This window comes from Parasegetibacter sp. NRK P23 (assembly GCF_023721715.1).
GTDB lineage: Bacteria > Bacteroidota > Bacteroidia > Chitinophagales > Chitinophagaceae > Parasegetibacter.
This window is the reverse complement of record NZ_JAMDLG010000001.1, coordinates 754,677-781,000: the sequence shown is the minus strand read 5'-3', so window position 1 is coordinate 781,000 and position 26,324 is coordinate 754,677. Positions and strand designations below refer to the sequence as shown.

Annotated in this window: 23 protein-coding genes; 12 read left to right on the top strand and 11 right to left on the bottom strand. The window is 48.9% G+C overall.

Annotated features, from left to right (window positions below; genetic code table 11):
• Window positions 1-10 precede the first annotated feature (10 nt).
• The 3 genes from M4J38_RS03120 to M4J38_RS03110 are packed head-to-tail and all read left to right on the top strand — an operon-like array spanning window position 11 to window position 3,305.
• Complete coding sequence (locus tag M4J38_RS03120; RefSeq protein WP_251758070.1) at window positions 11-808, top strand: hypothetical protein; 798 nt, start codon at window positions 11-13, stop codon at window positions 806-808.
• Between the two features lie 5 nt (window positions 809-813).
• Window positions 814-2,412 carry an L-aspartate oxidase gene (gene nadB, locus M4J38_RS03115; RefSeq protein ID WP_251758069.1) on the top strand — a complete coding sequence of 533 codons (1,599 nt, stop codon included), beginning with the start codon at window positions 814-816 and terminating at the stop codon, window positions 2,410-2,412.
• A 20-nt stretch (window positions 2,413-2,432) separates the two neighbouring features.
• On the top strand, window positions 2,433-3,305 hold the full coding sequence (locus tag M4J38_RS03110; protein WP_251758068.1) for a lysophospholipid acyltransferase family protein: 873 nt from the start codon (window positions 2,433-2,435) through the stop codon (window positions 3,303-3,305).
• Between the two features lie 142 nt (window positions 3,306-3,447).
• Here the strand turns inward: M4J38_RS03110 and M4J38_RS03105 are convergent, their stop codons facing one another.
• The 4 genes from M4J38_RS03105 to M4J38_RS03090 form a co-directional block, all read right to left on the bottom strand.
• Window positions 3,448-4,854 carry a rhodanese-like domain-containing protein gene (locus M4J38_RS03105; protein ID WP_251758067.1) on the bottom strand — a complete coding sequence of 469 codons (1,407 nt, stop codon included), beginning with the start codon at window positions 4,852-4,854 and terminating at the stop codon, window positions 3,448-3,450.
• Between the two features lie 96 nt (window positions 4,855-4,950).
• Window positions 4,951-5,301, bottom strand: coding sequence for a helix-turn-helix transcriptional regulator (locus M4J38_RS03100; protein ID WP_251758066.1), 351 nt, complete (start codon window positions 5,299-5,301; stop codon window positions 4,951-4,953).
• Window positions 5,302-5,401: 100 nt separating this feature from the next.
• Complete coding sequence (gene tsaB / locus M4J38_RS03095) at window positions 5,402-6,088, bottom strand: tRNA (adenosine(37)-N6)-threonylcarbamoyltransferase complex dimerization subunit type 1 TsaB (protein WP_251758065.1); 687 nt, start codon at window positions 6,086-6,088, stop codon at window positions 5,402-5,404.
• Entirely contained in the window at window positions 6,085-6,708 is a 624-nt protein-coding gene (locus M4J38_RS03090; RefSeq protein WP_251758064.1) for a 3-hydroxyacyl-CoA dehydrogenase family protein, read from the bottom strand. Before M4J38_RS03090 ends, tsaB begins: the two co-directional genes overlap by 4 nt.
• 75 nt (window positions 6,709-6,783) lie before the next feature.
• Between M4J38_RS03090 and M4J38_RS03085 the strand changes: the two genes are divergently transcribed.
• Complete coding sequence (locus M4J38_RS03085; protein WP_251758063.1) at window positions 6,784-7,164, top strand: RidA family protein; 381 nt, start codon at window positions 6,784-6,786, stop codon at window positions 7,162-7,164.
• Window positions 7,165-7,276: 112 nt separating this feature from the next.
• On the opposite strand, the gene M4J38_RS03080 is transcribed toward M4J38_RS03085, so the two are convergent.
• The 6 genes from M4J38_RS03080 to M4J38_RS03055 all read right to left on the bottom strand — a co-directional run bounded on the left by M4J38_RS03080 (window position 7,277) and on the right by M4J38_RS03055 (window position 12,297).
• Window positions 7,277-8,050: an SDR family NAD(P)-dependent oxidoreductase gene (locus M4J38_RS03080; protein WP_251758062.1), complete on the bottom strand. Its 774-nt coding sequence runs from the start codon at window positions 8,048-8,050 to the stop codon at window positions 7,277-7,279.
• A 9-nt stretch (window positions 8,051-8,059) separates the two neighbouring features.
• A complete protein-coding gene (gene fucP, locus M4J38_RS03075; RefSeq protein WP_251758061.1) occupies window positions 8,060-9,331 on the bottom strand; it encodes an L-fucose:H+ symporter permease in 1,272 nt (423 codons plus the stop codon).
• A gap of 27 nt (window positions 9,332-9,358) precedes the next feature.
• Window positions 9,359-10,141 (bottom strand): SDR family oxidoreductase, encoded by a 783-nt coding sequence (locus M4J38_RS03070; protein WP_251758060.1) that lies wholly within the window; start codon window positions 10,139-10,141, stop codon window positions 9,359-9,361.
• Window positions 10,142-10,147: 6 nt separating this feature from the next.
• A complete protein-coding gene (locus M4J38_RS03065; protein ID WP_251758059.1) occupies window positions 10,148-10,975 on the bottom strand; it encodes an amidohydrolase in 828 nt (275 codons plus the stop codon).
• Between the two features lie 89 nt (window positions 10,976-11,064).
• Window positions 11,065-11,403: an L-rhamnose mutarotase gene (locus M4J38_RS03060; protein WP_251758058.1), complete on the bottom strand. Its 339-nt coding sequence runs from the start codon at window positions 11,401-11,403 to the stop codon at window positions 11,065-11,067.
• Between the two features lie 30 nt (window positions 11,404-11,433).
• Window positions 11,434-12,297, bottom strand: a complete 864-nt coding sequence (locus M4J38_RS03055; protein ID WP_251758057.1) for a fumarylacetoacetate hydrolase family protein — start codon at window positions 12,295-12,297, stop codon at window positions 11,434-11,436.
• Window positions 12,298-12,529: 232 nt separating this feature from the next.
• Here M4J38_RS03055 and M4J38_RS03050 point away from each other — a divergent pair, with 232 nt between their 5' ends.
• From M4J38_RS03050 to M4J38_RS03035, 4 genes are all read left to right on the top strand, one after another.
• A complete protein-coding gene (locus M4J38_RS03050) occupies window positions 12,530-15,949 on the top strand; it encodes a methylmalonyl-CoA mutase family protein (protein WP_251758056.1) in 3,420 nt (1,139 codons plus the stop codon).
• A gap of 86 nt (window positions 15,950-16,035) precedes the next feature.
• Window positions 16,036-16,359, top strand: a complete 324-nt coding sequence (locus M4J38_RS03045) for a hypothetical protein (RefSeq protein ID WP_251758055.1) — start codon at window positions 16,036-16,038, stop codon at window positions 16,357-16,359.
• 44 nt (window positions 16,360-16,403) lie between these two features.
• Entirely contained in the window at window positions 16,404-17,855 is a 1,452-nt protein-coding gene (locus tag M4J38_RS03040; RefSeq protein WP_251758054.1) for a phosphotransferase, read from the top strand.
• An 8-nt stretch (window positions 17,856-17,863) separates the two neighbouring features.
• Window positions 17,864-18,577 carry a nucleotidyltransferase family protein gene (locus tag M4J38_RS03035; protein ID WP_251758053.1) on the top strand — a complete coding sequence of 238 codons (714 nt, stop codon included), beginning with the start codon at window positions 17,864-17,866 and terminating at the stop codon, window positions 18,575-18,577.
• Window positions 18,578-18,585: 8 nt separating this feature from the next.
• Here M4J38_RS03035 and M4J38_RS03030 read toward each other — a convergent pair whose 3' ends face one another.
• Window positions 18,586-19,647, bottom strand: coding sequence for a PA0069 family radical SAM protein (locus M4J38_RS03030; RefSeq protein ID WP_251758052.1), 1,062 nt, complete (start codon window positions 19,645-19,647; stop codon window positions 18,586-18,588).
• A 229-nt stretch (window positions 19,648-19,876) separates the two neighbouring features.
• Between M4J38_RS03030 and M4J38_RS03025 the strand changes: the two genes are divergently transcribed.
• The 4 genes from M4J38_RS03025 to M4J38_RS03010 are packed head-to-tail and all read left to right on the top strand — an operon-like array spanning window position 19,877 to window position 26,146.
• Window positions 19,877-20,452, top strand: a complete 576-nt coding sequence (locus tag M4J38_RS03025; protein ID WP_251758051.1) for a TetR/AcrR family transcriptional regulator — start codon at window positions 19,877-19,879, stop codon at window positions 20,450-20,452.
• 29 nt (window positions 20,453-20,481) lie between these two features.
• On the top strand, window positions 20,482-21,789 hold the full coding sequence (locus M4J38_RS03020; protein ID WP_251758050.1) for a TolC family protein: 1,308 nt from the start codon (window positions 20,482-20,484) through the stop codon (window positions 21,787-21,789).
• Window positions 21,790-21,808: 19 nt separating this feature from the next.
• Entirely contained in the window at window positions 21,809-22,933 is a 1,125-nt protein-coding gene (locus M4J38_RS03015) for an efflux RND transporter periplasmic adaptor subunit (protein ID WP_251758049.1), read from the top strand.
• A gap of 33 nt (window positions 22,934-22,966) precedes the next feature.
• On the top strand, window positions 22,967-26,146 hold the full coding sequence (locus M4J38_RS03010) for an efflux RND transporter permease subunit (protein ID WP_251758048.1): 3,180 nt from the start codon (window positions 22,967-22,969) through the stop codon (window positions 26,144-26,146).
• Window positions 26,147-26,324: the final 178 nt, after the last annotated feature.

The following is a 26,324-nucleotide window of genomic DNA, read 5'->3' as shown; positions in this document are numbered from 1 at the left end:
ACACCTCACAATGAAAAAATTAACCTCCTTATTCCTTATCCTCTGTATCGCCATTGGCTTTACGGGTTGTTATGAAATGTCTGAAGAATATACCATCGCTGCCGATAACTCCGTGGTGTTTGATATGAACATGGACATGGGAAAACTATTTGAAATGGTAGCCGCCATGGGTGGAGAAGAAGAAATGAAAAATAATCCTGAATTCGCCAAAATGCAGGACACCACTATCTATTTTAAAAGCTTTACCGATACGGCTTCTGAACTTTCCGCCGAACAAAAAGCATTGCTGGAAAACGGAAAGATGACGATGAAAATGAAGATGGAAGAGAAAATCTTCAAAATGAATTTCCAGTTCCCTTATAAAACATTGGCCGACCTGAACAAGACCTGGGACCCCGCCAACCAGGAAAGCTTCGCGAAAGTGATGAACAAAGTGTTGGATCAGAAAAAAGAAGAAGATGAAGAAGAAGGTGAAGAAGAAGGTGAGAAGAAAGAGCTCGACAAACTGAACATGCTGCAAAATATTTACAAGACCAACTTCACAAACGGCAAAATTGAACGTACCGTGTTAGATGAATCAGCAATTGAAAAACTGAAGAGCGATGAATCTTTCGCGCAGATGCAACAGATGAGTGCCATGCTGGGTGCTGTAAAAATCAGCACCATCATCAGGCTGCCCAGGCCGGCAAAGAAAACAACCGGTGAAGCTGTAGAACTTTCAGCCGACAAACGTACCGTAACTATTAAGTACTCGCTGGACAAAATGATCGAAGACCCCAAATCAGGCGCCTTCACCCTGGAATATTAATACGGATGATGCAGACAGATTTTTTAGTGATAGGCTCCGGCATTGCAGGCCTGACGTATGCCCTTAAAGTGGCGCAGCAGTTTCCCGAAAAACAGGTATTGGTGATCACCAAAACCGTGGCCGACGAAACGAATACAAAATATGCACAGGGTGGCATCGCTGGCGTAACCGACCTGGAGAATGACAGTTTCGAAAAACACATCCAGGATACACTGGTTGCCGGAGACGGATTGTGTAACCCGGAAACCGTGGAAATCGTGGTGAAAGAAGGGCCCGAACGCATCCGGGAGATCATTGAATGGGGCGCCCGCTTCGACAAGGAACCCGATGGTGATTTTAAATTGGGAAAGGAAGGAGGACACTCAGAATTCCGAATTCTCCACCACAAAGATGTCACCGGGAAGGAGATGGAGCGGGCCCTGCTGGAAGCCGTGGGAAAAACACCGAACATCCGGTTCATTAAACACTGTTTCGTGGTGGACCTGATCACCCAGCACCACCTGGGTTACCTGGTCACTAAAGCCACGCCTGATATCACCTGTTACGGCGTATATGTATTGAACCAGGAAAGCAACCGCATTGAAAAGATCATTGCGAAAGTTACCCTGCTGGCCACAGGAGGAAACGGGCAGGTGTACAGAAGCACGACCAACCCTGTGATAGCCACCGGCGACGGGGTTGCCATGGTTTACCGGGCCAAGGGAAGGATCGAGAACATGGAGTTCATCCAGTTTCACCCCACCGCATTGTACGAACCGGGCGTAAGCCCGTCGTTCCTGATTACCGAAGCCGTTCGCGGTGATGGCGGTATCCTGCGCAACAAAGCAGGTGAGGCCTTCATGGAGAAGTATGATGAAAGAAAGGACCTCGCACCAAGGGATATCGTGGCCCGTGCCATCGACTCCGAAATGAAGATCAACGGTACCGAACATGTTTACCTTGATTGCCGGCACATGGATATGGAGAAGTTCCGCGATCATTTCCCGAACATCAACGAAAAATGCCGTTCCATCGGGATCGATGTGGCCCAACAGATGATCCCCGTCGCGCCCGCGGCCCATTACAGTTGTGGTGGTATTAAAACCGACCTACTCGGGAGAACCTCGATCCTGAACCTGTACGCCGCTGGAGAATGCGCTTCCACCGGCCTGCATGGTGCCAACCGTCTTGCCTCCAATTCGCTGCTGGAAGCCATGGTGTTCTCGCACCGTTGCTACCTGGACAGTATTGAAAATATAGACCGGCTTTCCTTCAGAAATGATATTCCTGATTGGAACGCGGCAGGCACGGCACAACCCGGCGAAATGATCCTGATCACGCAGAGTTTAAAGGAATTGCAGTCTATCATGAGCGACTATGTCGGGATCGTGCGCAACAGCATCCGTTTGCAGCGCGCCAGCAAAAGACTCGACCTGCTGCACGAGGAAACCGAACTGTTGTACGAAAGCAGCGTGCTTTCCCCGCAGTTGTGCGAATTGAGGAATCTCATCACCGTGGGCTATCTGATTGTGAAAGGCGCCCAGTTCCGGAAAGAGAGTAGGGGACTTCATTTCAACACGGATTTCCCCGGCAAATCGGAACTGCTGCAAAACATTGTGCTGTAACGCACCATTAACTTTAGCGCATGTATTACCTGATACTCGGCTTTTTCTACGGCATTTCCCTGCTCCCTTTCTGGTTGTTGTACGGGCTGGCCGATTTTATATATGTGCTGGTGTATTATGTTTTTGGTTACCGCAAAAAAGTAGTGCTGCAGAACCTGGCGATCGCGTTCCCTGAAAAAAGCGAAGCGGAAAGAATAAAAATCGCCCGCCGGTTTTACCGGGCTTTCATCGACAACTGGCTGGAAGCGGTGAAACTGCTTTCCATGAGCAAACGAACCTTGCAGAAGCGTTTCAGGATGGATTATGGTCCGTTGCCGGAACTGTATGCAAAAGGCAAAAGTTGCCATGTGCACCTGGGACATCAGTTCAACTGGGAGTGGGCCAATGTGGCCTTCGGCCAGAATGGGCAATTTACTTTACTCGGCGTTTACCAGCCAATCTCCAGCAAAGCCATAGACAGGCTATTCAAATACTTCCGGAAAAAAAGCGGCACCATCCTGCTATCGGCGAGGAACATGCGCCAGGAAATGCTGCCGTACAGGCATACACAATACATCATGGGCCTGGTGGCAGATCAGAACCCTTCCGATCCGAACAAGGCTTACTGGCATATGTTCTTTTCGAAGATGGCGCCTTTTGTGAAAGGTCCCGAGAAGAATGCCAGGCTACACAATATTCCCGTCGTTTTTGCCCGCTTCGAAAAATTGAAACGCGGGTATTACAATTGTGTGCTGGAACTGGTGGAAGAAAACCCTGCGGATACACCAGAAGGTGAATTGACCACAAAGTTTGTCCGTTACCTGGAAGATAATATTCGTCGGCAGCCGGAGAACTGGTTGTGGAGCCACCGCAGGTGGAAACATGATTGGGAGAAATATCGTAGCGGAGAATAGCTCCTTTTATTACTATGCTGAGTGAAATCGTTATTTATTGCGGTACTGTTTTAAGAGGTTTGAAGGACTTCGGAAACTCATTCAATAAAAAATCCCCCACGGAAATAACCATGAGGGATTTCATATATTCAGGGGGGAAAAATTAATTCAACACACTGCTGTCTTTCACAATCTCAATCTTCTCCTGTTCTTTAATGGCTTTATATCCTCCGGCAATATTTCGGATGTTATGGATACCCTGTCTTTTCATCAGCGAGGCGGCAATTACGCTGCGGTAGCCGCTGGCGCAATGCAGGTAAACATTATCGTTTTCTTCTACCTGGGCCAGCGTAGCCAGGTCCATCATTGTATCCAGCGGAACATTCACGGCATCTTTTACATGCCCATCGGCGTATTCCATTTCCTTGCGCACATCCATCACCACCATGTTTTCATCGAAGGGGATATCCATCGCGAACTCGTCGGCTTCAATATTGATGACCATATCAACAGTGTTACCGGCATCTCTCCAGGCTTCAAAACCGCCTTTCAGGTAACCGAGGAACTGGTCGAATCCAACGCGGGCCAGCCGGAGTACAGATTCTTCTTCTTTTCCGGCTTCCGCCACAATGATCAACGGCTGGTGGAAAGGAAGCAGGCTGCCGGCCCATTCCGCGAAGCGGCCTTCCAACCCGATGAATATGGAGCCAGGCACGAATCCCTCCATGAAAACGCCGCCGGGACGTGTATCCAGGATAATCGCATCCGTTTCTTTCGAGAGGGTTTTCACCTGGGCGGGATCAAGGGGCGTAAGTCCTTTTTCAAGTACTTCATGAATAGGATCGTACCCTTCTTTGTTGATGCGCGCGTTGATCGGGAAATACTGCGGGGGGGCGGTAAGTCCGTCGGTAACGGCCTTTATAAAATCTTCCCTGCTCTGTGGTTGCAGGGCATAATTGGATTGTTTTTCGTCGCCAATGGTGCTGTGCGTATTGGGGCCGAGGTTTTTCCCGCAACTACTGCCTGGGCCATGCGCCGGGTACAGCAGTACGGAATCGGGCAGGGGCAGAATTTTGTTTTGAAGGGAATCGTACATCATGGATGCCAGTTCCTCCCTGGAAAGGTTGCCGCTGCTCAGGTCGGGGCGGCCAACATCGCCCACAAATAAAGTATCGCCGGTGAAGATCGCATGTGCCGTACCAGCCTCATCACGCAACAGGTAGCAGGTGGATTCCAGTGTATGTCCCGGTGTGTGCAATACTTCTATGCTCACCTTGCCGAGTTCGAAAACCTCACCGTCTTTTGCTTTGTGGATGGAGTAGCGTGTTTCGGTATTGGGACCGAAAACAATGGGTGCGCCTGTAGCCTTTCCCAGGTCGATATGACCGCTCACGAAATCGGCGTGGAAATGCGTTTCAAAAACATATTTGATGGTGGCCTTCCGCTCTGCCGCCAGGGTCAGGTAGGGTTCCGTTTCCCGGAGTGGGTCAATCACGGCTGCTTCGCCCTCACTTTCAATGTAATAGGCGGCCTCACTGAGGCAGGAAGTATATAGTTGCTTTATAAACATATCTTGTAATTTGTAATTTCCACAAACTTACCTTCTGTAAATAAAAAGCGGAACCGCCTTTCGACCAGTTCCGCTATATTTTGTACGAATCGGAGATTATTTCGCCACCAGTTGTTCCACAAAAGCGCTGATATCCTGGATTCTTGCTGTATTTACGGTGTAATAAATGAATTTCCCGTCTCTTTCAGTGTTCACGATACCCGCTCTGCGGAGAATAGCGAGGTGCTGAGAGGCCACGGATTGCTCGAGACGGAGCTTTACATATATTTCGGTAACGGTCATTTTGCCGCTCTCATCAATCAACTTCAGGATCTGCTGACGGAGTTTGTGGTTCAGGGAGCGGAGCACGAGGGCTGCTTTCTTCAGATTGATGAAATCCAGCTTCACAGCATTTTCTTCCTTTCCGGATGCGTTCAAAATCATCGAATACGGCGCAGAGGTAATCATCGTAAATAAGATATTAAATTTTTCCTATATCGGTTATACATTAGAATATCCTCGCAAAGATACAACCCTGATCCCGAATTGTTAAGATTTTAACGAATCGTTACCGCTTGGATAGAGCTGTGGTATGGAAGTCCTTGATATAGAATGGTTCAGCATAGGCCAAATCGTTAAAATCCTGCATATTAAAGGATTCGGTGGCCATCAGGGCCATATAAAATGCGGTTTCCTGCGTGTTTGTAGGGAAAGAAGCGGTCGTTTGTGTGCATAAGTTTGCCCATTTGGGGCTGCCGTCACCGATAAAATAGGTGGGATGCGCATCTAGCTGATCACGATAACTTTCTTCTGAAAGAATGAGTGCCGAAGGCCCAACGACTTCATTCATATCCTGATCATAAACCGCGGTGTATACCTCCATTCTGCGGGCATCAATCATCGGCACCACGAAAAATGAGTGATTTTTATCATGTTTATTTTCTGCGAGCCATGCACCGGCCACAATGCGGAGGGTACTGAGGCAGATCAACGGGATATTTCTGGCGAAGCAGATGCCTTTCGCTGTTGCCAGTCCTACCCGTAGCCCCGTATAAGATCCGGGGCCATTGCTTACCGCCACGGCTTTTATGGCTTCCCATGTTGTACCCGTTTCTTTTAAAAGTTCCGCGATGGCGGGTTGAATGAAGGAAGCGTGTTCTTTCTGGTTCGCGCTGGTTTTCGTGGCCACGATCCTGCCTTCGCTGGCCAGGCTTACGTGTGCGGAGGAGAGGGCGGTATCAATCAGTAGAATCATAGTCGGGAGTTCATTTCCAGTTCCATTGCCGGAGCAGGCAAATATCGTTCATCTGTGGCCGCGAGTTGCTGCAGGAGCCGGTAAATTTTTTCCAGCCCGATCTGTTCACTCCAGGCGAATGGTCCGTAAGGATAATTGGTGCCCAGTTGCATGGCGGTATCAATTTCAGCTTTCGTGCTCACGCCTTCACCCCAGGCGAAATATGCTTCGTTTACAATCATGGCGATAGTGCGCGGGGCGATCATGCCCGGAACATCGGGCACCTTAATCACCCGTTTCTGCAACAATTCAAATGCGGCTGCCGCCATCTCAATCCTGTCATCATTTCCGGCAATTTCCACGGCGGGGTTCTTTTCAGCGCCTGGCCATCCGTTGAAGCGTACAAATGAGGCTGGAAGTTCAGCGCCTGTGAGTGCCACGGCGTTCACAATAACCGTAGCGGGAGCAACCGCGTTGAGCAGGGCTACCCGTTGGGGTTCGTGCTCAAACAGCATATCAATGTATACATCCGCTTTGAAAGCAGCCAGTTCATCGGGTTCCGTAATCCATTGAACGGAAGGATGCTCCTTTCCGGCCCATTGTTCCTTTTGAATGGCATTGGCAAGCACAACCAGTTGCATAGAAATATTTTGGCAAAAATAGGTTTGTTATTTGATGCAGGATAAGCGATTTTAGCCCCCTCAAAAATTCCATTCATGCAAAAGCAGATCATTCAAACCAACAATGCGCCCGCTCCCATAGGACCTTACAGCCAGGCTGTTAAAGCCGGAAACCTCCTGTTTGTATCCGGACAGGTCGCTTTCGATCCCGCTACCGGTAATCTGGTAATGGAGACACTCCAGGCCGAAGCACACCAGGTGATGAAGAACCTGGAAGCTGTGCTCACTGAAGCCGGTGCAGGTTTCGACAACGTGGTAAAAACAACCATCTTTTTGAGCGATATGAGTTTGTTCGCCGAAGTGAACGAAGTATATGGTAGTTATTTCACCGGGGATTACCCCGCACGCGAAACGGTTGCTGTGAAAACACTTCCCCGCAATGTAAACGTTGAGATCAGCGTAATTGCAGCGCTTTAACTGAAACTTTTCACGCGTTGCGCCGTAGCGTCGTTGCGAGGCATGAAGCAATCTGCGAGAAATACTTTTTTAAAATCTCTCGCAACGACGCTACGGCGCAACGTTTAGGCTGTTAGTTGTTTAAAGTAATGAACCCGCCATCTATCGGGTAATCGCAACCGGAAACAAAAGCGGCTTCATCGGAGCAGAGGTAAAGGGCCAGCGCCGCTATCTCTTCAGGCGTGGCCATCCGGCCGATGGGTTGCGTTTTGGATAATTGCTCGAACATCTCCGCTTCTTTACCAGGATAGTTTTTTGCCAGGAAGCCATCTACAAAAGGCGTATGCACCCGCGCAGGAGAAATACAGTTGCAGCGGATGTTTTGCGTAAGGTAATCTTTGGCGATGGAAAGGGTCATGCCTACCACGGCGCCTTTCGTCATGGAATAAGCGAACCGGTCGGGAATGCCTACGGAAGAAGCAATAGAAGCCATGTTGAGAATAGCGCCACCATGTTGTTTCATGTAGGGGATGGCACTTTGGGTACAGTTGAAAACACCTTTGATGTTGACGTCCATCAGTCGGGTGAGATCCGTTTCTGAAGTGGTTTCAATATTCCCGATATGGGCGATGCCCGCGTTGTTGACGAGAATACTGATCTTGCCCGCCATGCGGTTGATATCATCCATCACCGCTTTTACGTCGGAGCCGCTGGATACATTGCATTTTCTGTACGCGGCGATCCCTCCTTTCTCAATAATTTCACGGCATACGGATGTGCCGCCGGTTTCATCCATATCCAACACATACACATCAGCACCCTGGCGCGCAAACAAAAGGGCGATCGCTTTTCCTATACCGCTTCCACCTCCGGTGATCACGGCCGTTTTATGAGACAATGAGAACATATAAGTCGTTTATGCAAAATTAGGTTGTTGAACTTTCTTCGCGAAAAGCGCGATCATGCCGAAACAGATCAGGGGCACGAAGTAGCCGTATTGGATATTACCGGTTTTATCCGTGATGAATGCGAATAGCAGAGGCAGCAGTGCGCCGCCAACGATGGCCATGATGATAAGACTGGAGCCCATTTTTGTATCTTTTCCAAGGCCTTCAATGCCCAATGAGAATATTGTGGGAAACATGATGCTCATGAAAAATGTAATGCCTACAACTGCTACTATGGCGGTGATTCCACCGAAGAAAATGGCCATTGCAGATAGTGCGATGTTAATCACTGCATAGAGGAACAGTAATTTCACCGGGGCAATGTATTTCATCAGGAATGTGCCCGCAAACCGCCCCAGCATAAAGGCCAGCCCGCAACTACTCAGGTAAATGGCGGCCGTTTTTTCCGTGATATTTCCCGCTTTGCTGGCGTACAAAATAAAAAAGCTGAATACACAAACCTGGGCGCCAACATAAAAGAACTGCGCCATTACGCCCCATTTGAGGCGTTTGTGTTTCCAGGCGCTGGCAATCCCGCCCGATCCTTCTTCGTCTTTAATATCCGGAAGCTTGGTAAAGAAAAAGAGGATAGCAACCAGGATCAGAATTAGTCCCAGGATGAGGAATGGCATCTTTACACTCGATGCTTCCATTTCAAAATACGCCTGCCTGATGTCGGGCGCCATTGCCGCGATTTCAGCATCCGTGATTTCTTTGCCGGACAGAATAAAGTTCCTTCCGAATAAGGGTGCGAGGAATGCTGCCAGTCCATTGAAAGATTGCGCGAAGTTGAGCCTGAAAGTGGCGCTTTCCGGCGCCCCCAATACGGTAACATAAGGATTGGCGGCTGTTTCGAGGAAAGTCAGGCCGCTGGCAATAATGAAAAGTGCAGCAAGGAAGATACCGTAGCTATGAAAGTTAGCGGCTGGCAAAAAGAGCAATGCGCCGGATGCAAACAGAATCAGCCCAAATATAATCCCATACTTATACCCCATTTTTTTCATCAGCAAACCCGCGGGTAAGGCCATGGCGAAGTAAGCAATGAAAACCGCGAAATCCACGAGCGACGCCTGTAATGTGTTTAACTGGAAAGTTTTCCTCAAATGCGCGATCAATATAGGATCGAGGTTATGAATAAATCCCCAGAAGAAGAACAGGCTGATCACCAGGATCAGTGGCAGCAGGGCTTTCGATCCGGTAATGCTTTTCGCGGGAACGGTGGTGTTGGTGGGAAGTGCCATATAGCGTGCAACTTGGTTGAAGGGTTATTAAGAGATGGAGCGGTCGAGGTGCGTGTATCCGCCATCGGGATAGAATATCTGTCCTGTGGTGTGCGAGGAACGTTTACTGAGCAGGAACACCACGGCATCGGCGATTTCTTCGGAAGTGGTCATCCGGTTTTCCAATGGTATTTTGGAAACGATCTGCGCGAGTTTCTCTTCTGAATTGGGCAGGGATTTGATCCATTTTTCATAAAGTGGTGTCCATACCTCCGCCGGGTTCACGGTGTTTACACGGATACCGAAAGGCAGCAGTTCCACGGCCCATTCGCGGGTAAGCGCGTTCACGCCTCCTTTGCTGGCGGCGTAACCCGAAGTATTGCCCTGACCAGTTTCCGCCACCTTCGAGCCAACGTTCACGATAGCGCCTTTACTTTCTTTGAGGTAAGGAAGCGCGAAATGCGCCAGGTTATAATAATGACTGAGGTTTTTCTGAATGCTTTGCATGAACTTTTCGGGAGAGCCGCTTTCAAGCCCGCAACCATCGTTCACGCCGGCATTGTTCACGAGTCCGTCGATCCGGCCGAACTTTTCTACGGTGAAGGCGATCACATTTTTACACGCTTCCACTTCGCCCAATTCGACGGCTACAGTGGCCACTTTTCCGCCCGCGGTTTCAATTTCCCCGGCGATCTTCGCATTGTCGTCCGCATCTCTTCCGGCCACTACAACGGTGCCACCTTCTGCTGCAATACATTTGCTGATGGCCCCGCCAATTCCTTTGGCTCCGCCCGTTACAATGAAAACTTTTCCCTGAATGCCCAAATCCATATTGTATTATATTTCGGTTCTGTAAATGCGTTGCGCGTTCCCGCCCATTATGGCTTCAATCATTTCTTCCTCCATATTTTCCATGTATTTAAGCAACAGACTTTTCCACTGCACATACATGCCTGAAACCAGGATCACCGGCCAGTCGCTGCCGAACATTAGCCGGTTGGTACCAAATGATTCAAATACCACGTCAAGGTAAGGATAGAAATCCGCGGGACTCCACTGTTTCCAATGTGCTTCCGTAAACAAACCCGAAAGTTTGCAGCTCACACCGGGGTGTTGCGCGATTTCCCGGATGCCTTTCGCCCAGCCCTTGATCTCTTTGTTCCTGATATCGGGTTTGGCGCAATGGTCGAGTATAAAGTTAGCTTCGGGCAGGGCGTTCACCAGTTGGATGGCCGCCGGAAGTTGCCGCGCGTAAATGAGTATGTCGTAGGAATAGCCGGCATCGGTTACCGTGCGGATGCCATTGATCACTTCTTTCCTGGAAAGAAAATCATCTGCTTCACCCTGGGCCACATGCCGCCATCCCTTGATTTCGGGGAATTCGAGGAAATGGTTGAGCCGTTGATCCAGGTCGGGGTTCAACAGGTCTATCCAGCCCACCACACCTTTAATAAACGGATATTTCCGGGCAAGCTCCACCAGGAAATGGGTCTCCACTTCGCTTTGATCGGCCTGAACGGCGATGCATCCATTGAGGCCGTTGTTGTTCAGTACCGACTGAAGTTGTTGTGGAAGATAGTCCTGCTGCAGCAGTTTCATGTCGTCCGTGATCCATGCGTCGCGGACTTTATCGTATTTCCAGAAGTGTACATGTGTGTCAAGCATCGTTGTTTTTTTGCGGAAACTCCCCGGACTGCAAATTAGACCGGGGAGCTTTCAGACTGATAATTCAAATATGCAAAGCATTGCTGCATTTATTCCTGTTCGTTCAGCGAAAAGATCCGGTTCATCGGCACCCACTTTTCACCTTCTTTTGCCCAGGGCAGGGGATATTGAAATTTCCACATCAATTCTTCCCATTCCTGTACTTTGGGATGAATGTCATCCCCGCCAGATCCTAAGTCCGGTGCGGGTAACTCATCCGTTTCGGTGATCATGAAAAGCCGGTTTCCCGTACGGTATATTTCCATGGAGCGGATGCCTTGTGCGCGGATACTTTCCAGTATTTCCGGCCACACTTTCCGGTGGTACGCTTCATATTCCGCGATCAGTTCAGGATCATCTTTCAAATCTAAGGCCAGGCATTGACGCATTCCTGTAGTATTTTGCGCTTTACTATAAATTTATTGGCCCTTCCAGTCTTCGGCCACCTGTTTGCTGCTTCCCAGGCCATCTATGCCCAGTTCCACCACGTCACCCGCTTTCAGGTAAATGGGATTCGGCTTCATGCCCAGTCCAACGCCGGCCGGTGTTCCGGTGGTGATGACGTCACCCGGGAGCAGGGTCATAAACTGGCTGAGGTAGGACACGAGAAAAGGCAGGCTGAAGATGAGGTTCTTGGTGTTGCCGTCCTGCATGGTTTTGCCGTTAACGGTAAGCCATAAACGCAGATTTCCCGGATCGGTGATCTCGTCAGCGGTAGCGATCCAGGGGCCAAGCGGCGCGAAGGTGTCGCAGCTTTTTCCTTTCACCCATTGGCCGCCTCTTTCCAGTTGGAAGGCGCGTTCACTGTAATCGTTGTGCAATACATAGCCGGCGATGTGCTGGATTGCGTCGGCTTCTGAAACATAAGATGCTTTTTTACCGATTACCAGCGCCAACTCTACTTCCCAGTCGGTTTTTGTGGAGTTTTTCGGGATCACTAGGGCATCGTTCGGGCCAACAATGGATGAAGTGGCTTTGAAGAAAACGATGGGCTCAGCGGGCACCTGCATCTTACTTTCAGCCGCGTGATCAGAATAGTTCAGGCCGATACATACGATTTTGGAGGGGCGAACCAATGGTGGGCCCAGCCTTTCTTGCTTTGAAATTTCAGGGCATTTGTCCTGGTTTTCTTTCAGCCAGGCAGCCAGTCTTTCAATGCCATCTCCGCCAAAAAATGCTTCATTGTAATCTTGACCGAATGCTGTAACATTTAACCTGCGGCCATCTTCCAGTTGAACGCCCGGTTGTTCCTGGCCTGCCTTTCCAAATCTGATCAGTTTCATGCGATGCTAATTTTTTTGAGGGAAAATGAATCTTGCTGTAATATGATCCATCATCCTGCTCAAATAGTGTATGTTTTGAATTGATTGAATTACCCTATTGGCCTTTTTTGTCCTTTAGCAAACTAAACTTAGAACATTTTGAATAGGCTATGAAATTTTTGCGGCAAGGTAATGCTAACAGTCATTAGTTTTTTGTCCTATTTTTACAATTCATTAATATGAATTGCCAGGTATGAAACGCATCGAAGAAGAAAAGATCAGGATCGTTACAGCAGCAGCTTTGTTTGACGGACATGATGCCGCCATCAATATCATGCGCCGGATCATGCAGATGAAAGGCGCGGAGATCATTCACCTCGGGCACAACCGCTCCGTGGCCGAGATCGTGGAAGCCGCTATAGAAGAGGATGCGCACGGAATAGCGATTACCAGTTACCAGGGCGGACACCTGGAATTCTTTAAATACATGAAGGACCTGCTCGACCAGCAGGGCTGCGGGCATATCCGGATATTCGGCGGCGGTGGCGGAACCATTCTCCCTGAAGAGATCGATGAACTTCATGCTTATGGGATCACTAAAATATATTCTCCTGATGATGGGCGGAAGATGGGGCTGGAAGGAATGATTGAAGAGGTGATCCACCTTTCAAAGCCACAGCAGTACAGTAAAACGAAGAAAGTTGCAGTGGCAATGGGAGAGGTCGAAGATAAGGTGCAGCGCGATGGATTCTGGGAAGCGGAACAGACGTGGGAACACAGCACCGTTTTAAATGAAGTAAAGGATATCCGTAAAATTGCCAGGGCCATAACGATGGCCGAACTGGGCATCCGGGAAAACGATATGCCTGAATGGGCAACCACTCCGAAAGAAACGATTCCTGTTTTAGGCATTACAGGTACGGGCGGGGCGGGAAAATCTTCCGTGACCGATGAACTTGTACGCCGCTTCCTGCATAGCTTTCCTGATAAAACCATCGCGGTAATCTCAGTGGATCCCTCCAGGAAAAAAACGGGTGGCGCTTTGTTGGGCGACAGGATCAGGATGAACAGTATTCATTCCCCGCGTGCTTATATGCGTTCACTCGCCACAAGAGAGAGTGATGTGGCACTCAGCGCTTCGGTGCAGGATGCCATCAATATCTGCCGTGCCGCCGCCTTCGATATGATTGTACTGGAAAGCGCCGGGGTGGGGCAGAGCGACGCGTCCATCCTTGATTTCTGTGACCTGAGTTTGTATGTGATGACGCCTGAATACGGCGCGGCCAGCCAGTTGGAAAAGATCAATATGCTCGATTACGCCGATGTGATCGCCATCAATAAATTTGATAAGAACGGCGCGTTGGACGCATTGATGGAGGTTAGAAAACAATACAAACGCAACCACCAGCTTTTTACCGCGAAAGATGAAACGCTCCCGGTGATCGGCACGATTGCCGCGCAATTCAACGACGCGGGGGTGAACAGGTTGTTCGCGAAACTCATAACGCTGATCCGTGAAAAAACGGGGGTTGTATTTGGTGAAATCCCCGATGAAGCCGCAAAAGTGGAAGTAACCCATCCGCATATCATCCCGGCCAAAAGAGTGCGCTATCTCTCCGAGATCGCAGAGCACAACAGGGCTTACGATAATTGGGTGAAAGAGCAGGCCGCACTAGCCTCTCAGTTGTATCAGCTCGAAGGAACGATGGCGCTGGTAAAGGATGCGGTGGTAAGTAACGGGGTCAAAGTGGTCAGGGAAGAATTGTTGAAGCAACTGGAACCTTCCAACCTGAAACTGCTGGAAGCGTGGCCAAAACTTGTTCTACAATATGCAGGGGATTATTTTGAATACCAGGTACGGGATAAGGTGTTCAAACAACCGCTTACCACAACCTCATTAAGCGGAACGCGGGTACCACGTGTGGTGTTGCCAAAGTATAAGGACTGGGGCGATCTGCTGAAATGGCAACTCCAGGAAAACCTGCCCGGTGAATTCCCTTATACAGCAGGTGTTTTTCCACTGAAAAGAGCGGAAGAAGATCCTACGAGGATGTTCGCGGGAGAGGGTGGTCCGGAACGCACCAATAAACGGTTCCATTATTTGTCTTCCGATCAGCCGGCCAAAAGATTGTCTACCGCATTCGACTCTGTTACACTGTACGGAGAAGATCCCGACCATCGTCCCGATATTTTTGGAAAGATCGGCAACGCGGGGGTGAGTATCGCTACCGTGGACGATGCCAAAAAACTGTACGCGGGCTTCGATCTTTGTGATCCGAAGACCTCTGTAAGCATGACCATTAATGGGCCCGCGCCCATGCTGCTGGCCTTCTTCCTGAATACCGCCATCGATCAGCAGTGCGAAAAATATATTCAGGAGAATGGGTTGCAGCATTTGGTGAATGAGGCATATGAGCGCAAATACGGTACAAGGTTTGAACGACCGGTTTACCACAACAGCGGTGCTGTGCAGGGCGTAACGGAAACGCCTGCCTTACTGGGACTTTCAGGCGATGAGGTGCTGCCACCGGAAGTGTACAACGAAATCAGGAAACGAACCCTTTCACAAGTGCGCGGCACCGTTCAGGCCGATATCCTGAAAGAGGACCAGGCACAGAATACCTGCATTTTCAGCACCGAGTTCGCGCTCCGTTTAATGGGCGATGTGCAGTCGTATTTTATACAGCATGAGGTCCGTAATTTCTACAGTGTCTCCATCAGTGGTTACCACATCGCGGAAGCGGGTGCAAATCCCATTACGCAACTGGCCTTTACACTGTCCAATGGATTTACGTACGTGGAATATTACCTGAGCCGCGGGATGCACATCGATGCCTTCGCTCCTAATCTATCCTTCTTCTTCTCCAATGGGATGGATCCTGAATATAGCGTGATCGGTCGTGTGGCCAGGCGCATCTGGGCAAAGGCGATTAAAGGATTGTACAAGGGCAACGACAGGAGCCAGAAATTGAAGTACCATATTCAAACCAGCGGCCGAAGCCTGCATGCGCAGGAAATTGATTTCAATGATATCCGGACTACCTTGCAGGCGCTGTACGCGATTTATGATAACTGCAATAGTCTTCATACCAATGCATATGACGAGGCTATTACAACGCCTACGGAAGAAAGTGTGCGCAGGGCCATGGCGATACAATTGATCATCAACCGCGAACTCGGTACCGCTAAGACGGAAAATTTTATCCAGGGTTCTTTCCTGATTGAAGAATTGACGGACCTCGTTGAAGAGGCTGTGCTGCTTGAGTTTGAGCGCATCTCCGATAGAGGTGGCGTGCTTGGCGCCATGGAGCGTATGTACCAGCGCAATAAAATTCAGGAAGAAAGTTTGCATTATGAAATGTTGAAACATTCAGGAGAAATGCCTATTATTGGCGTGAATACTTTTTTGAATAAAAAGGGAAGTCCCACCACAATTCCCAACGAAGTGATCCGTAGCTCTGAAGAAGAAAAGGAGCGTCAGATCAACAACCTGCGCTCTTTCCACCACAGGAATGCAAGTATTTCGGAACAAAAACTGCAACTGCTGAAAGCAGCCGCCGTGCAGGAAAACAACCTGTTCGAAGTGCTGATGGATACGGTGAAATACTGTTCGCTCGGGCAGATTACCCATGCTTTGTATGAGGTGGGTGGGCAATACCGGCGCAATATGTAGGTGAAAAAACATTTGTCCGTTCAGTAAAAAACTGATCCTGTAGCAATTGCTTGTTCCGCCAACACGTTAACCAAACCTCTATCTGTATGAGTGCCGTGAACAAGGCTGCCGATCAGGGGCAGGCATATCCCTGCCCATTGAACGAAATCCGCTGGAATGAATACCAGCGCGTGGTAAATGCTTTTTTCGATGACTTCCATCCCGATGATACAAGGGAACTGCTTTGGAACTGGCTCACAGCAGCGCTGGGGGCTGAGCATCCGCTTTTCCAGCAAGCGAAAAGCAGGGCCGACCTGTTGTTCTTTTATGAGCGCCTGGAAGAATTGATCCATGCGGCTTATGAGTGGAACAGCACCGCAAAACGACCGCCTGTTCAAACGAATGGATCTATAGGTGAAAATACTGTATAAATGGTTGCTCCGTTCTTCCTACTTTTGAGCACCAAAACGGATGAATGGAAAATATCATTGCTGACATAAAAGAACTCTATCAATCCTGCAAAGGAGCATTGCCCGTGTCTATCGAGGTGTTACCACCCTCCGGCTCAGACAGGCGCTATTTCCGCGTGCATGGTGAAGAAGGAACCTGCATCGCCTGCCACAACCTGCACATCAGGGAAAACAACACTTTCCTGTATTTTACGGAGCACTTCAGAAATATTAATGCCCCGCTTCCGGAAGTACTGGCCGTGAATAATAGAAGAGACATTTACCTGCTGGAGGACCTTGGAACAGTTTCCCTGCTGGATAAGATTGAAGAGGAAAAATACAGTTCCAATGTATACGACCTCTTCCGGAAAAGCCTCTCAGCGCTCGCCAGGATGCAGATTTTGGGAGAAAAAGATTTTGATTATGCCATGTGCATTACCTCCCGGGAATTCGGGAAACAGGCAATCATGGCCGATCTGCTGTATTTCAAGTATTACTTTCTGGATACGTTGAAGATACCTTACGATAAGGAAAAACTGATCGAAGATTTCGAGGCGTTGAGCACTTATCTCGCTTATACGGGCCACAAGTATTTCATGTTCCGTGATTTCCAGAGCCGCAATGTAATGATCCGGAACAATGAACCGCATTTTATCGACTACCAGGGCGGTATGAAAGGCGCCCTTCAGTACGATGTGGCTTCCCTATTATGGCAGGCCAAAGCGGAATTGCCCGATGAATGGAAAACCGGACTGCTGGAAGAATACATGAACGAAGTGGATCAGTTACTGCCCGCTCCGTTAGACAGAACCACCTTTGTTGGTCAATACAACGGGTACGTGTTACTGCGCCTGCTACAGGTATTGGGCGCTTACGGTTTCCGTGGCCTGTTTGAAAGGAAAGCACATTTCCTTACCAGTATTCCGCTGGCCTTGAATAACCTGAAATGGTTCTTACAACATAAATCCATAGGTATTGTACTGCCAACTTTTGATACGATACTTGCTGAAGTAACAAAAGAAACCGTGATCAACCGGTTCGAGCCCATAAGGGCCACAGACGATACGCCACTGGTCGTGCACATCTGCAGTTTTTCATACCGGAATGGGATTCCAGAAGATAAGTCCAGTAACGGAGGAGGTTTTGTCTTCGATTGCAGGGGAATACTGAATCCGGGAAGAATCGATGAATACAAGAAGCAAACGGGGCGAGACAAAGGCGTGAAAGATTTTCTGGAGCAACGTACACGTATGACTGAGTTCCTGAATAATATTTACAATACGGTGGATATCTCGGTAGAAAATTATTTAGCAAGAGGATTTGAAAATCTTTCTGTGTGCTTTGGATGCACCGGTGGTCAGCATCGGAGCGTGTATGCCGCCGATGCGCTGGCAAGGCACCTGAGGAATAAGTACAAAGTAAAGATTGAACTGAAACACCTTGTACAGGATGCGAAAGCCTGGGTAAACGAAGGTTAAATAACAGTATGAAAGCGTTGATTTTTTCCGCCGGCCTGGGAACCAGGTTCAAACCCTGGACAGACAAGCACCCGAAAGCATTGGCACCGGTGAATGGCAAGTCTTTACTGCAAAGAAATATTGAATACCTCCGTGGTTACGGTATTACCGATGTGGTGGTGAATGTGCACCATTTCGCGGATCAGATCATCGCTGCGCTGAAGGAGAACAACGGCTGGGGAAGCAATGTTGAAATATCCGATGAACAGGATGCCGTGCTTGAAACCGGTGGCGGATTGCTGAAAGCAAAGCCTTTACTGGAACATACACGGTTCCTCACGATCAATGCCGATATACTTACCGATCTTAATCTGCACGAGATGTGTCGCTTTCACCAGTCATCTGAAGCAGTTGTAACATTGGCGGTAACCAACCGGGTTACTTCCAGGAATTTTTTGTTTGATGCGGATAGCCGGTTGTGCGGTTGGCGGAACAATGCCACGGGTGAAGAGAAGATTGTTATAAATGCACCCGTTAATTTTGAGAAGGCGTACAGCGGCATCGCTGTATATGAACCGGAAGTATTTCAACACATCAGGCAAAACGGGAAATTCTCCATTGTAGAAACGTTTCTTGACATAGCGCCGCACCAGCTTATAAAGGGATACGATCATTCCGGTTCCCGGTGGATGGATGTGGGAAAGCCGGATTCCGTAGCAAAAGCAGAGTCGCTTTTTAACTAAATCCTCATTTAAAAATCGAGTCCCAGCGAAAGCTGGCTTCCCGGAGGACGGAAGCTGCTGGCATCCAGTTCCCATCGTTCGCGGTCCAGACCATACTTTTGAATGTATTTCCTGTATTGCATCGCCACGAGTTCGGCGATATTGCCCTCGCCACGCATCCGCACGCCATACCGGGAATCGTTCACCTGCCCGCCATGCCCGTTTTCGATCAGGTGCCATACTTTATCTCCCCGGTCTGGGAAGTGTTTATAGAGCCAATCGTGAAAAAGTAGTTTGATGGCGCCATTCAACCGGATAAAAGTGTAGGCGGAGAAAACAGCCCCCGCTTCCGATGCGGCTTTCATGATGCGTTGCATTTCATGCTCATTGAGTCCTGGGATCATGGGGCCAAGCATCACACCTGTTCTGATGCCCGCCGCGGAAAGTTCCCGTATCACCCTCAGCCGCTGGGATGCGGTGGTGGTGCGTGGTTCCATGGCCAGTCTTAACTGCTCATCAAAAGAAGTAATGGAAACAAGCACGGAAACCAGGTTTCTTTTGCCCATCTTCGCCAGTAGTTCCTTGTCCCTTAATATGCCCGCATTTTTGGTGATGATGCCCACCGGTTGGTGAAAGCTGTCGCACACTTCCAGCAGTTTACGGGTGATGCCAAATTTCTGCTCCGCGGGTTGATAGCAATCTGTATTACCACTCAATGATATGGGAACGGATTTCCATTTGGGATGGAGCAGGAACTTCCGCAGCAGTTCTGGTGCGTTTTTTTTAACCATGATCTTGCTTTCAAAATCCAGTCCCGCGCTGAATCCCAGGTACTCGTGGCTGTTGCGGGCATAACAATAAATGCAGCCGTGCTCGCAACCCTGGTAAGGATTCATGGAGTAAAACATGCCCACATCCGGACTTTCCACTTTATTTACCAGCGATTTGGCGTGTTGTTCCAGGAACACCGTTTTAACGCCGGGTTCCTCCCATTCATCGATTCCTTCCACATGTTCCTTTTCAAGACTATGCCTGTGAAACCTGTTTGGTGTATTGATCTGGGCACCGCGCCCCTTAATAATCTCATCCATAATGCACGAATTTGACAATGATTAACCTTATTTGGGGATTGACGGGGCTGGTAAGTAAACAGAAATTTGGGACGGCACGAAACAGTGAAAAAACGGATAGCAAACCGTGTTTTTCTTTTTGATCAGTTCAAAAATACTAAATAATTTAGCAAAATGAAACAGTACGTCATGATAATTAAGCAGAAAAAATATTTCGTGGAGTTGAAATTCAATGTAACTTGCCGACCGAATGAACGTTCAATCGGAAATAGCGGGTAAAAAAGAAGCGATCCTTCGCAGCGCGATGGAGTTGATCCGGCAGCATGGTTTTCATGGTACGCCCATGAGCCAGATTGCGAGGCATGCCAATGTAGCGTGTGGAACGATTTACCATTATTTTCCGGGCAAGGATGATGTGATGTTGGAGATATACCTGCTGATCTGCAAAGAACTTTCAAACGTGGCTTTCGGTGCGAGAGATACTTCATTGAGTTTCCGGGACCAGTTTTTTGAGGAATGCAGGAAGCTGTTACATTATTATATCACTAATCCTGATGCTTTGTATTTCCTGGATCAGTACAACAACTCACCTTATGCGCAACGTACCCTGGAAGCGAAACAGGTGTTCATAGACAACTTTTTCAACTTTATCCGAGCGGGTATGGAAGAAGGTGTCGTCAAAGAGATGGAGTATTTCCTGGTGGCACCCGTGGTGCTGGGGGCGATCTCCACTACTGCCAAAGTTCATGTATCGGGTCGGCGGGAATTTTCTCCGGACAGTGTGAACAATATTCTGGCCATCATTTGGGATGGCATCCGGTTGTAAGCCATCGTACTTTTTATTTTTTAAATTATATGAGAGTATCAAACGTTGTTAGAACGCTGTGTTTGGTGTGTCTGTTGCCGCTTTCAGGAATGGCGCAGTTGTCGGACTCACTTTCACTGGAACAGTGTATCGCCTTTGCCATAGAAAACCAACCTTTGGTGAAACAGGCGAAGATTGATGAACAGATCACCAATTATACGATTAAGAGCAGGCTTTCGGATTGGTATCCGAGGGTGAATTTCAACTATAACCTGCAGCACAATTTTGAGGTGCAGACCAACATCATCGGTGGAAATCCCGTGAAACTGGGTGTTGACAATGTATCCGCGCTACAGTTCACGCTTTCACAGAATATTTTCAACAGGGACGCTTTACTGGCACTGCGTTCCAAAGGAGACGTACAACTTCAGGCAAACCAAAATACGAGCAGCAGTAAAATAGATATCGCCGCCAATGTAAGTAAAGCGTATTATGATGTGCTTGCCACCGCGCAACAGGTTCGCGTGGCCGATGAAAACATCGTTCGCCTCGAAAAGAGTCTGCGTGATGCGACCAGCCAATATGAAGCAGGTGTGGCCGACAAAACAGATTTCAAACGGGCCACAATTCAATTGAACAATACAAAGGCTTTGCGGAAAAGTAATATGGAACTGCTGGAGGCGAAGAAAGAAGTACTCAAATTGCTGATGGGCTATCCTGCTGAACAGGATATTAAAATCATCTCTGATGTGGCTCAAATGGAGAAAGAGGTCATTGCGGATACACTTCAGCTACCCGACTACAGGCTCCGGATCGAATACAGGCAATTGGAAACACAGCGCAGGCTGCAGGATGCGAACATCAGGTACAATAAATGGAGTTTTCTCCCGAATGTATCGTTGAACGGGGCGTATAATTTCAATTACCTCAACGACCGGTTCAGTAAGCTTTACAATGTAAATTATCCCAACTCCTTTGCGGCGCTGTCCCTTACCTGGCCCATCTTCCAGGGCGGAAAAAGAAACGCGGACATCGCGGTGGCTGAATGGCAACTGAAGCGGACCGAAGAAGATATCGTGAACCTGAAAAACAGCGTCAACGCCGAATATGCACAGGCCATTGCCGGTTATAAAGGAGCGCTTGCCAACTACCAGGCTTTGAAAGAAAACCTGGCGCTCGCACAGGAAGTGTACGATGTGATCCAGTTGCAATACAGGTCCGGTATCAAAACCTATCTGGAGGTGATTACGTCGGAAACAGACCTGAGAACTTCACAGATCAGTTATTACAATGCCCTTTATCAACTGCTTGCCAGTAAGGTCGATATGAAGAAAGCGCTTGGCCAAATCAATTATTAATGCTTAAAACTTCCATAATATGTTATTGAATAAGATCCGGATTTTCGCAGGTATCAGCAGCCTGCTGTTTATCATATCCTGCGGGAACAAGCAGGCGCAGCAACAACAGGGGCCGCCGCCAGCCGTTCCGGTTACCGTGGCGGAAGTGACTTCCGGGAACGTTGCCTATTTTGATGAATACCCAGCCACTGTGGTAGCGTTAAACCAGGTGGAACTGCGTGCTCAGGTGAGTGGTTATGTTACGGGTATTTTTTTTAAAGATGGCGACAGGGTAAGGAAAGGACAGAAGCTGTATTCCATTGACGCGCAATTGTACAGTGCGAACGTTCAGCAGGCGATTGCCAATTTACAAGTGCAGGAAACCAACCTGGTGAAAGCCCAGAAAGATGCTGACCGATACCATGAACTGGATAAAAAAGATGCGATTGCCAAGCAGCAGGTGGATTATGCCGATGCAGCACTGGAGGCCGCAAAAAAACAGGTGGCCGCGGCACAGGCCAATGTAAAGAGCCTGCAATCGAACGTGAACTTCTCAACTATCTATGCACCTTTTGATGGGACCATCGGTATCTCGCAGGTGAAAACCGGAACCGCGGTTGTGGCTGGACAAACCGTATTGAATGTTGTGTCATCGGACAACCCCATCGCTGTGGATTTCGCGATCGATCAGAAAGAAATATTCCGTTTCACGCAGTTGCAGGGAACAAAAAACGTTGACTCCACTTTCACCCTTGCATTCGGAACGGATGTGTATCCTTATCCCGGTTCCATCAGCGTGATCGACAGAGCGGTAGATCCGCAGACGGGTACTTTAAAAATGAGACTCTCTTTCCCGAACGCGAAAAATATGCTGAAGGCTGGAATGAGCGGTACGGTGCGCGTAAAAAGCAGTGCGGGAGCGGAAAGTGTAACCATTCCTTATAAGGCCGTCACTGAAATGCTGGGTGAATTCTTCGTGTATGCCGTTGGTGACAGCAATAAAGTAACGCAGCGCAAAGTAGTGCTCGGCAAACAAATAGGAACGGATATTCTTGTAAGGGAAGGATTGAGCAAAGGAGATAAGATCGTGGTGCAGGGCGTACAGAACCTGAGGGAAGGAAGTGTGATCACCACCGAACAACCCGGGGCCGCTCCTAAAAAATAACGATCAGAAGTTTCAACGAAAAGAGCAATTCAAATGATAGCAGATGTATTTATAAAAAGACCCGTCACCGCGATCGTGGTATCCATCGTGATTGTACTGGTCGGGGTAATTTCTTTGATCAACCTGCCGGTGGCACAGTACCCGGATATTTCTCCGCCCACTGTTTCTATCAACGGAAACTTTACAGGAGCCGATGCGCAGACCGTGGAACAAACCACCACCACGCCTATTGAGACGCAGGTGAATGGTACGCCCGGCATGACGTACATGAGCAGTAACAGCACAAGTAGCGGTCAGAGCAGTATTACCGTGAACTTTGAGGTGGGAACCGACATCAACATCGCGACGCTGGATGTGCAGAACAGAGTGAGTGTGGCTGAACCTACTTTGCCGGATGCGGTGAAGCGGTTGGGACTTACGGTGCGCAAGAGAAATCCCAGTATCATGGTGGCCCTTGCGTTTTATTCTCCCAATGGCACAAGGGACGCTAACTTTATCGGAAACTATGTTAACCTGTATGTGAAGGATGCCATACAGCGGGTAAAAGGGGTGGGAGATGTGTTGTCGCGTGCCGATGATTTCGGTATGAGGATATGGCTGAATCCCGAGAAAATGGCTGCACTCGGCATGACGCCGGCAGAAGTGAACGCGGCGTTGCAGGAGCAGAACCTCCAGGTGGCCGGTGGTACTGTAGGCGGTAATCCCCAGCCCGGTACGCAGGCGTTCGAATACAGCGTGTTAACGAACAGCCGCATCAGCACCAAAGAAGAATTCGAAAACATCATTGTGCGTACCCGACCGGCCGACGGAAGCATTGTGTACCTCCGGGATGTGGCGAGGGTTGAACTGGGAAGGTTCGATTACAGCATTAATTCGTTCGCAAACGGCAAGCCGGCGGCTTTCCTGCTCATTTACCAGGCACCTGGCGCAAATGCGCTGGATACCTATGAGGGAATCATGAAGGCGCTCACGGAAATGAAGAAGACCTTTCCCCGGGATATTGATTACCTGATTCCGCTGGAAACGGTTTCCGTTGTAAAGGCATCCATCAATGAGGTGATGCACACCTTACTGGAGGCGTTGGTACTCGTAGTAGTGGTGGTGTTCCTGTTCCTTCAAAGCTGGAGGGCCACACTCATTCCCGTATTGGCAATTCCGGTTTCCCTGATCGGTACATTTATTCTCTTTGGACCGCTTGGATTTACGATTAACACGCTTACCCTCTTTGCGTTTGTACTGGCCATCGGTATTGTGGTGGATGACGCGATCGTGGTGGTGGAAGCCGTGCAGCACAACATAGACCACGAGAAGCTTTCACCCCGTGATGCCACCCGAAAGGCAATGAAAGAAATTTCTGGTCCGGTGATCGCGATTGCCTTGATCCTGGCCGCGGTATTCGTTCCGGTGGGCTTTATCCCAGGTATAGTAGGGCGGCTTTACCAGCAGTTTGCGATCACCATTGCGGTGTCTGTGATCATCTCCGCTTTTGTGGCATTGTCGCTTACGCCTGCGCTTTGTATTCTCATGCTGAAGCCCTCCAAGCAGGAAGGTGATAAAAAGAACCTGCTTGATAAATTCTTTGCCGGTTTCAATAAAAGGTTCGGCAACCTTACACGGGGATACACGAGAGGTGTAGGGAAATGGATCAGGGCAACGCCGTATGTATTAATCATGATGGTGGTGTTGTTCGTTGGGTTATTCTTCCTTTTCAAGAACAAACCCTCGGGCTTTATCCCTACTGAAGATGAAGGGCGTGTGCTGGTTACTTATGAAATGCCTGAAGCTACATCCACTACCAGGAGCGTCGCGATGCTGAAAGATATTATCGCACGGGTCGAAAAGATTCCGGAAGTAAGGGTTGCGGGTGGTTTGGCAGGATTGAACATCATCAGTTTCTCCAATAAATCAAACGCGGGAACTGTGTTCGTTAACCTCAAACCCTGGGAGGAAAGGAAAGGCGCAGGCATGCATGCCCAGGATGTGATGAACAAGATCAGGGCCGCAACCAGCGATATCAAAGAGGCGCGCGTGTTGGTGATTGCTCCGCCCGCGATTCCGGGTTTGGGTGCTACGGCAGGGTTTACGTTTGAATTACAACAGATAAGCAGTACAGAAAGTATCCAGCAGTTTGAGAAAGTGGCGCAGAACTTCCTGGCCAAACTGAACCAGCGTCCGGAGATCGCAATGGCGTACACCTTCTTCAACGCCCGCACACCCAGTTACAAAGTGGACGTGGATAAGGAGCAGGCGAAGAAACTGGGCGTGGCCGTTTCTGATGTGTACGGAACATTGTCGACATACCTCGGAAGTTCTTATGTAAATGACTTTAACCTGTATGGGCGGAATTTCCGGGTAATGTTACAGGCCGATAGTACCTATAGAAGTTCGCTGGCTGGTGTGGAGAAGTTTTATGTGCGCAACAGCCAGGGAAACATGGTTCCTTTGGGCTCGCTTATCACTACTAAAGTAATAGAGGCTCCGGCTGTGGTGTCGCACTATAACGTATACCGCGCCATTGAGATCAACGGTTCTCCTAAACCCGGGTTCAGTAGCGGACAGGCGATTCAGGCCCTTAAAGAAGTGGCTGCTGAAGCGCTTCCGGCAGGATACGGGTATGAGTTCTCCGGTATGAGCCGGGAAGAGATTGCTGCCGGTAACCAGCAGGCGATCATCTTCGCCATCTCCATCGTTTTCGTGTTCCTTTTCCTCGCTGCATTGTATGAAAGCTGGTCGGTGCCATTCTCCGTATTGTTCGCCGTACCTATCGGTGCATTGGGGTCTATCATCACGCTGACCCTGTTGCCCAACCTCAGCAACAATATTTATGCGCAGATCGGTTTGATTACCCTGATCGGACTAGCAGCGAAAAACGCCATCCTGATCGTGGAATTCGCAAAAGAAAGAGTAGATGGTGGAATGGAAGTGGTGAAGGCCACGCTCCAGGCGGTTGAACTTCGTTTGCGCCCGATTGTTATGACCTCTCTTGCGTTTATTCTTGGCGTACTTCCGCTGGCTTTCGCCAACGGCGCTGCCGCAGAATCCCGTAAAACCATCGGCTGGACGGTGTTTGGAGGAATGATCGCTGCTACCACGCTCGCGATATTCGTAGTGCCCGTATTGTTCGTGCTGATCACCAAAATAAGCTACGGTAAAAAGAAGTTGAAGGCTTTGCGCGAAACAAAAGGTGACCTTCCCGAAGCCGGAACGGTGTAGGATGGGATTTAAAGAAATGGAAAAATAATAGGCGCTCTCAGGCTTCTTCTGAAGCCGAACTTCAATGAGCATAAGGATAAAGAAGTTCGGATATTAAAACTCCTGTGCAAAGGATAGAGAAAAACTAAAATAAAACCTTATAAGAAGAGTGTGTATCGAATTTGATACACACTCTTCT

Coding starts and splice junctions, on each gene's coding strand:
- M4J38_RS03045 (WP_251758055.1), top strand. CDS start 16,036: ATGAGTGCCGTGAACAAGGCTGCCGATCAGGGGCAGGCATATCCCTGC.
- M4J38_RS03050 (WP_251758056.1), top strand. CDS start 12,530: ATGAAACGCATCGAAGAAGAAAAGATCAGGATCGTTACAGCAGCAGCT.
- M4J38_RS03120 (WP_251758070.1), top strand. CDS start 11: ATGAAAAAATTAACCTCCTTATTCCTTATCCTCTGTATCGCCATTGGC.
- M4J38_RS03010 (WP_251758048.1), top strand. CDS start 22,967: ATGATAGCAGATGTATTTATAAAAAGACCCGTCACCGCGATCGTGGTA.
- M4J38_RS03100 (WP_251758066.1), bottom strand. CDS start 5,301: ATGATTACCTCTGCGCCGTATTCGATGATTTTGAACGCATCCGGAAAG.
- M4J38_RS03035 (WP_251758053.1), top strand. CDS start 17,864: ATGAAAGCGTTGATTTTTTCCGCCGGCCTGGGAACCAGGTTCAAACCC.
- M4J38_RS03105 (WP_251758067.1), bottom strand. CDS start 4,854: ATGTTTATAAAGCAACTATATACTTCCTGCCTCAGTGAGGCCGCCTAT.
- M4J38_RS03015 (WP_251758049.1), top strand. CDS start 21,809: ATGTTATTGAATAAGATCCGGATTTTCGCAGGTATCAGCAGCCTGCTG.
- M4J38_RS03025 (WP_251758051.1), top strand. CDS start 19,877: ATGAACGTTCAATCGGAAATAGCGGGTAAAAAAGAAGCGATCCTTCGC.
- M4J38_RS03055 (WP_251758057.1), bottom strand. CDS start 12,297: ATGAAACTGATCAGATTTGGAAAGGCAGGCCAGGAACAACCGGGCGTT.
- M4J38_RS03020 (WP_251758050.1), top strand. CDS start 20,482: ATGAGAGTATCAAACGTTGTTAGAACGCTGTGTTTGGTGTGTCTGTTG.
- M4J38_RS03040 (WP_251758054.1), top strand. CDS start 16,404: ATGGAAAATATCATTGCTGACATAAAAGAACTCTATCAATCCTGCAAA.
- M4J38_RS03060 (WP_251758058.1), bottom strand. CDS start 11,403: ATGCGTCAATGCCTGGCCTTAGATTTGAAAGATGATCCTGAACTGATC.
- M4J38_RS03090 (WP_251758064.1), bottom strand. CDS start 6,708: ATGCAACTGGTTGTGCTTGCCAATGCCATTCAAAAGGAACAATGGGCC.
- fucP (WP_251758061.1), bottom strand. CDS start 9,331: ATGGCACTTCCCACCAACACCACCGTTCCCGCGAAAAGCATTACCGGA.
- nadB (WP_251758069.1), top strand. CDS start 814: ATGATGCAGACAGATTTTTTAGTGATAGGCTCCGGCATTGCAGGCCTG.
- M4J38_RS03030 (WP_251758052.1), bottom strand. CDS start 19,647: ATGGATGAGATTATTAAGGGGCGCGGTGCCCAGATCAATACACCAAAC.
- M4J38_RS03065 (WP_251758059.1), bottom strand. CDS start 10,975: ATGCTTGACACACATGTACACTTCTGGAAATACGATAAAGTCCGCGAC.
- M4J38_RS03110 (WP_251758068.1), top strand. CDS start 2,433: ATGTATTACCTGATACTCGGCTTTTTCTACGGCATTTCCCTGCTCCCT.
- M4J38_RS03080 (WP_251758062.1), bottom strand. CDS start 8,050: ATGTTCTCATTGTCTCATAAAACGGCCGTGATCACCGGAGGTGGAAGC.
- M4J38_RS03085 (WP_251758063.1), top strand. CDS start 6,784: ATGCAAAAGCAGATCATTCAAACCAACAATGCGCCCGCTCCCATAGGA.
- M4J38_RS03070 (WP_251758060.1), bottom strand. CDS start 10,141: ATGGATTTGGGCATTCAGGGAAAAGTTTTCATTGTAACGGGCGGAGCC.
- tsaB (WP_251758065.1), bottom strand. CDS start 6,088: ATGATTCTACTGATTGATACCGCCCTCTCCTCCGCACACGTAAGCCTG.